Source organism: Sphingomonas sp. AC435 (assembly GCF_979253005.1).
On sequence record NZ_CEEDCJ010000004.1, the window covers coordinates 488130 to 494360 of the forward strand.

Below are 6231 nucleotides of genomic sequence, written 5' to 3' on the forward strand. Positions count from 1 at the left end.
AGAGAACCGCGCATGCCCGTTATCCGGCTTGAGTCTCATGAATGGCGGTATGATGAGGCCGATCGGCTTGGCCCACCTGGGGGCTTCGGCGAGGTATTCAGCGGAACTGGTGCGATTGGCGATGTAGCGATAAAGCGGCTTAAACTGACTGCTGGTGCCGCAGCTCATCGGGAAATGAAAATAGGGGAGGCGCTTGCGGTTAAGAGCTTCCGCCATGTCGTTCCAGTTTACGACTTCGGCCTCGATGCAAACGGCGCTGGCTATCACTTGGTGATGCCTAAGTGCGATTACAGCCTGCATGATTACCTTGTATCCAAAGGAAGCCTTACATGGGCCGAGGCTAAGCCGATCATAGTTGAAATAATTTCGGGCCTTCAGGAGGTTCCGAGTATTGTGCATCGTGATCTTAAGCCAGGCAACGTCCTCTTCCGGGAAGGGCGATGGCAGATTGCCGACTTTGGTATAGCTAAGTTCGTGGAAGACTCCACGTCGGTAGACACCCTTCGACGCTCTTTGACGCCAACCTATGCTGCTCCTGAACAGTGGCTTGGAGAGCGCCCAACCGGTGCCACGGACGTGTACGCTCTCGCATGTATCATCTACACTCTGTTGACAGGCAACCCGCCATTCACTGGTGACGTCGATGACGTTCGCGAAGGCCACCTACACCGCGCACCCCCGAGCATTAAGGATATTGATGCTCGGTTAGGAGGGCTGCTCAACCACATGCTGAGGAAGACGCAAGCCGTGCGTCCGGGCCTTGATCGCGTTGGAGCCTTGATCGACTTGACCGACAACGCTCTGCCGGCCGCCGGCCCTCGCGCAGCACTGGCAGCAGCAGGGAACGCAATCGCAGAGGCTGCGGCAACTGCTGAGGCTGCACACGCAGCTGAAGTAACGGCTGCCGCAGAATGGCGAGCGATTGGCATTGAGGGCGCAAACGACCTCACGGCCATCATGGAGCAACTCAAGAGCGCCATTGTTGCCGACGCCCCGAATACCAGCGTTGGATCGCGAGCATTGCGGCTTGGCCCTGCGTCTCTGTCGTGGGACTCGCCAGTGCCGATAGATCGTCGAGCTGCCGCACGCCCTGGAAGCCCGACGCGGGGTGATTGGGAGGTTGCAGCCTATTCCGGCGTGGCGTTAGGATGTTTGTTGAACCGGGTTAGTTATCACGATCCAGAGACTTACACCTTCTCGGCCGTGTTGGCATTCGCGAGGACACCCGAAGATAACGAGTTCCGCTGGCGCGAGGTTTCATTCTATCGGCAATTTTCGGCTGGGATGAACGACTCGCCAACTGCCATTCCGCCAACGCAGGAGACGTTCTACTCTGCAATGCAGCCTATAATGGGTGGCTTCGCCATCGCTCATGGACCCTTCACTATCGATGCTGAGGACATATCCTTCTTCATCAATCGTTGGACGGGACTATTTGCAAAAGCTGCGGGAGGCGAGCTCAGGCCGCCGAACCAGCTTCCTCTGAGCGAGAGGTTCTTTGAATGATGCTTTTCGGGCGTGGCGGCCTAGCTCGGTGCGATTGCTATTCGTCCTGCTGAGCTGCTCCCCGCCCGATCTATTCTAAATCGCTCCAGACGAACCCACCGTCCGGAAGCGGATCGAACGACACCGCCCGCCTAGCGAAGAAGAAGTGGTGCACTTCCACGTCCATCGCGTCCAACGCGTCCTGTACGCCCTCATCGGTTAAGGCGCGGGCCAGTACCGTCTTGTGGAGCCCGATCGCCTCGCGAAGCTCTTTCTTCTGCACGATCACGCTTGCGCTCTCCGCGAAGCGTCCGGCCAGGTAGCGGACGACATCACCACTCCGCCCCGGAAGCTCCTCACGCTCGACAGGCTCCCATTCCCGCCGCTGATGGCCGGGGAAGCACCGTTCCAATATCGCGTCCAGTCCGGGCAGGCTGGAGATGCAGAGGTGAACCCTGCACTGCCCCGCGATGCCGTTAAGGGCCTGACGGGCACTGGAGCGGCATACAGCCTGGAGGAGATGATGGGCCACCTCGCCCGCTTGGAGCGCCCCACGCTCCTCCTGTGTCAGCTCCGGGCTCGTGCCATCACCCACTGCCGCAGCCGCCGCCGCTACGTAGCCATGAGCCCCGTAGTTGGGATAGCCGACGATGATGACGTTCCGGATGTAGGCGTATAGGTTCGTCCCGTGGTGCCTACCCCAGGTGAGCCCGTGGAGGCGACTTGCGACGTCAGGCCCGACTAGCCCGTGTATCTCATCAAGAAGGTCAGCACCGCCCTCTTTGTAGTGGACGATGAGCCACTCTTCGCCTGGGCGCTCGCCAACCTTCTCCGCTACGGCCTTCGCAATGTCGCGGCGTGCCGTGGGGTCCTTTAAGGTCCACTTGCCCGACCCACGCTTCCAGACGTTCAGGACCATATCCCGATAATCGTTGCTGGCGGACGGAAGGCGCACCAGGTCACCACGATGCCGCGACCAGAGCCCGTAGCTCTCTCGGACCCTGCCGGACGCATCCAGGATTACGGCCGGCGCGAAGTCGGCGGGTATCGTGGGTGACGCTCCCGCAAGACGCAAACCATCGGGTACGGTCACAGCGCGGACCTGACAGCCTGCGAGCTGCACCAATTCCTTGACGGCTTCCCTGTCCCTGAGCGTGCCCCAGGGTCCTGAAAGGACGTCAGGCGCCATCACAGCGCCAAGCGGCTGTGCCTGCCATGCATCCAGCATCAGGGACTGGACTGCCGCTGCCATCGCCGGCTTCCGGGTACGAAGGGGTGCCAGGAGAGCGCCTAGATCGTCGACGCTTAGTGTGGCGTCATCCCCAAGGACCAGACTCTCATCCCAGATGCGGAGGGCGCGGGGCTGACCTCGGTAGTAGAAGGCGCTCAAGCTGCTCATGGAGGACTTGGCGCCACGAGCTGCAATCCGCTGTTGGGTCGTGAACATCACGGGCGCCTGGTCGTGGAGCTCCTCCGGGGCGCCGAGGGCATTAAGCGCCGCATCTCCCGTCAGGATCGCAACCTCGTGCCGATCGAGCCCTGCGGCCGCCAGGTACGTTTCGACTTCTGCCAGCCGCGAGACGCACACGAGGATGCCAGTGGCCGGTGAGAACCCAGCGTCCTTGTAGGCCTTTAAGAACAATGCGACCGCGAGGGACTTGCCGGTCCCTGGGTCGATAGCGGACAGGTAGTAGGACGAGGGCAACTCGTTCCAAAGACCAGCTTCCATCGTCGTCAGGACGGACCAGAGGGCTTTATGGGCGTCGGTGCTTAGCGATGAACCGTACGTGCTCAGGGTCGCCGTGAGGTCGCTGAACGCCTTCGTCGAGAGGACCTCATGGCTTAAGGCACCGTCAGCATGATCGGAAGTTTGCACCATTCTTACCCCTTAAGTCTCTTATAGGAGCTATGCAAACTTAGAGGCCTGAAGGATCATGGACCATGATAAATGGGTCCAATCGGAAGGAGGCTTATAGCGGCTATAAGTGGCTTAAAGTGTCCTCCAGCTCCCTCTCGGCCTTCGATCGACGGTCCACCTCAATCCCGTCCACACCGATGAGCAGTCCGACCCGCAAGGAGCTGACAGGCGCAGAAGTCCTAGTGTCAACGAACCTTTACACCGCCTTCGTCACCCGATTAAACCTCAGGCCACTACGCCACAGTAGCGCGTCACCGTGGCCTTGCTGATCCCGAAGCGCTCCATCGTCTGCCGGATGGTCGCTGGGCCATTCTCAGCCCTCCACGCCCGCACGACAGCGGCATCAGCGGCCTTCGGGCGCCCAAGGCTCTCCTTGCCCTTGTGCGTCCGTCCAGTCGCTTCCAGCGCCGCTCTCGCCGCTACACGCCCACTGTCGCACCGCTCCTTGATGCGCTGGCGTTCCATGTCGGCCATCTGGGCCAGGACGGCGACGATGAGCTCCCCAACGCCCCGTCCGATGACGCCAAGGCCCCGCACGTCCAGCATCACGCCTTTGTTGAGGAGGTGGCGGACCATCGCCTGCACGTCCAACGCATCACGGCCGAGACGATCGATAGCGTAGACGTGGATGGTGTCACCCTCGCGGACGTACTGAAGGAGCTGAGCGAACCCTGGGCGCTCCCCGGCCTTCACGGCACCACTGACGCCGACGTCTTCGAACTCACGGTCGAAAGGGCCGCCGAGTGCCTGACGCTGCGCTTCAATCGACTGGTCGCCTGTGGAGACGCGGTAGTATGCGATGCGGGTCATGGCGGTAGCGTCCTGTGGATCAGAAGGTATGCCGCACTTATGAGCATGCCTCACAACCCCGTCAAGTACCTTTTGGACCATCTGAGCCCCGGCGCTCAGGCATGACTCAGAACCTAGAACTTTGGAGCCGAGCTGACGCCGCCGCTGGACGGTCCGCTCCGATCGTGCATGATCCCCTTGGGGAACGGGGGATGATCGATCATGCAGCAAGACCTAATCAGGCGGCCACGTTTGCGCGGCTCGGCTCTGGCACCGCTCTGGCTCCTTGCGCTTGCTGCGTGTGGCCGAGGCGACGCCATGCCCCAGGAAGACCTTTCGGGAGCGACAAGCCTTCCCAGAGGGCTCAAGGTGTTCGCCGCCTGTGGGACATCCATAGGCCGAGCGTACTACCAGGAGCCCAAGGACGGAGGGGACTGGGAGGACGATCGGCTCACGGGTGGGCGCTACGTCTTCGCGCATGATGAAGGAGGACAACTCCACGTCGTCTACAAGACCGCGTCGGGCGAGTGGGTCGACGAAGCTGAGGATGGCGGCACGGTGTTGGAGGTCCGCAAGGACGATCAGCGTCGAGAGCTACAGGCCCTTGTTTCCTATTCCGTGTCGGGCGTCATGGAGACGTACAGCGTCCACGCGATGCCGGACGGCGCCCGCTGGCTGCTCTGGACGAGCAACAAGGTACGAGCCGGCGGTGTCATCACGAAGGTCGGGGCCTACCGCGCCCAATGTGTCTAACGCGCCAAATGTCGCCAATGCCCGGCGGCAAGGCATCGGCCAGAGCTCAATGTCGGCTAAGCCCTTCACACCCCTCCAGCACTACACGCCACACCACGGCACGGACGGACCCGAGCGCCGCTGGACGTCCGCTCGGCAGGCGTGATCGATCGTGAATGGAACCAATGCTAGCGGGTCCCCTCCGGGCTACGGCCGTGGTCCCAGCGCCGATCGGCCGGGTCCAATTCGAAACTGACGGGTTCGCTGCGGCGCGGATACAGCCACTCGGACTCTCGTGTCGTCAGCGGCGACCTTTAAGAACGCAAGCGAGCAGTAGATTGCTTGCCCGCGCATACCTGAGAGTTGCTCTGGCAAATAGAAGCACGGACGCCGAAGCAACGGGGCGCCGCTGCAAGTGGGCGGTCAAAAGAGACCTACGATCAAGCGATCCCTAGCATGAGCGGACTCCATCAGGTTTCAGTTCTTCCAACATCCCGCCCGGAATGTTATGCACCTGTCAGACTCGGGCGGGGAGTGCATCGGAGTGACTGACAGTTACGAGATGATGGGAAATTTGATGCCAGCGATAAAGCTGGACTTTTCGTCCGTCAGAACTGACGTAAAAGGTATGATTGAGGCACCTAAGAGGGCCGGCAAAGAAGCTCTAGTGCAGATGGTCATCGACAAGCTGCCGATACCTAATGATCATAAGGTCATTCTGAAGTGGTTTGCTACAAACCAATATGATTATATGGCTTGGGCCCTTCAAGATGGCGGACCGGCCTTCACAAAAGCATCTATGATTAAGTACCTGGGCGATAAGGGTCCGAAGATATTTTTGAGTTCGTCCAAATCCTTCGGGTCCTACAGTCATAACCAGGCCGTAGTTTGCGCATCCACTATAGCATCCGTACTCATTGACCTCCGTGGCAAAACTGGGCTGCTGAAGGGTGGGCCGATCGGCTTCACGGCCGGCATAGGACTGCTAATGCTTGACCTCATCGAAGTCGGAAATTCATGTGAGTTTATACAGGAAGGATACTACGATCTATTCCTCGCGTCTGCCGACGCTAAAATCAAACCGATAATCAAGAAACGGATGTCGGTACAATCGGATCGACCTTTTACTTTAGCTTTTCCGACTCTTAACGCCGCCCACAAGACCATGATGTGCTCTAAGTAGCGGCGGGCTGTTGATTTTCACTGAGAGTTGACCCGGCGTTTTCATCGAGAAGTGACCCGGGTCGTGGGGGTAATGTCAGGCCCGCGGAGTTGCGGGTCAAGTCGCAGCCTTCTCCTTTTTGGAA

At 60.0% G+C, this 6231-nt stretch carries 5 protein-coding genes; 3 read left to right on the forward strand and 2 right to left on the reverse strand.

The genetic code is table 11. The annotated features are described in order from the left end of the window. The first annotated feature begins 12 nt into the window (after positions 1–12). Complete coding sequence (locus AC0CH8_RS11390) at positions 13–1506, forward strand: serine/threonine-protein kinase (RefSeq protein WP_465239961.1); 1494 nt, start codon at positions 13–15, stop codon at positions 1504–1506. 70 nt (positions 1507–1576) lie between these two features. On the opposite strand, the gene AC0CH8_RS11395 is transcribed toward AC0CH8_RS11390, so the two are convergent. Next, positions 1577–3364 carry a hypothetical protein gene (locus tag AC0CH8_RS11395; RefSeq protein ID WP_465239962.1) on the reverse strand — a complete coding sequence of 596 codons (1788 nt, stop codon included), beginning with the start codon at positions 3362–3364 and terminating at the stop codon, positions 1577–1579. Between the two features lie 264 nt (positions 3365–3628). Further along, on the reverse strand, positions 3629–4213 hold the full coding sequence (locus tag AC0CH8_RS11400) for a recombinase family protein (protein WP_465239963.1): 585 nt from the start codon (positions 4211–4213) through the stop codon (positions 3629–3631). A 297-nt stretch (positions 4214–4510) separates the two neighbouring features. Here AC0CH8_RS11400 and AC0CH8_RS11405 point away from each other — a divergent pair, with 297 nt between their 5' ends. Both AC0CH8_RS11405 and AC0CH8_RS11410 read left to right on the forward strand, forming a co-directional pair. Beyond that, complete coding sequence (locus tag AC0CH8_RS11405) at positions 4511–4945, forward strand: hypothetical protein (RefSeq protein WP_465239964.1); 435 nt, start codon at positions 4511–4513, stop codon at positions 4943–4945. Between the two features lie 523 nt (positions 4946–5468). Beyond that, entirely contained in the window at positions 5469–6107 is a 639-nt protein-coding gene (locus AC0CH8_RS11410) for a hypothetical protein (RefSeq protein WP_465239965.1), read from the forward strand. The last annotated feature ends 124 nt before the right edge of the window (positions 6108–6231 follow it).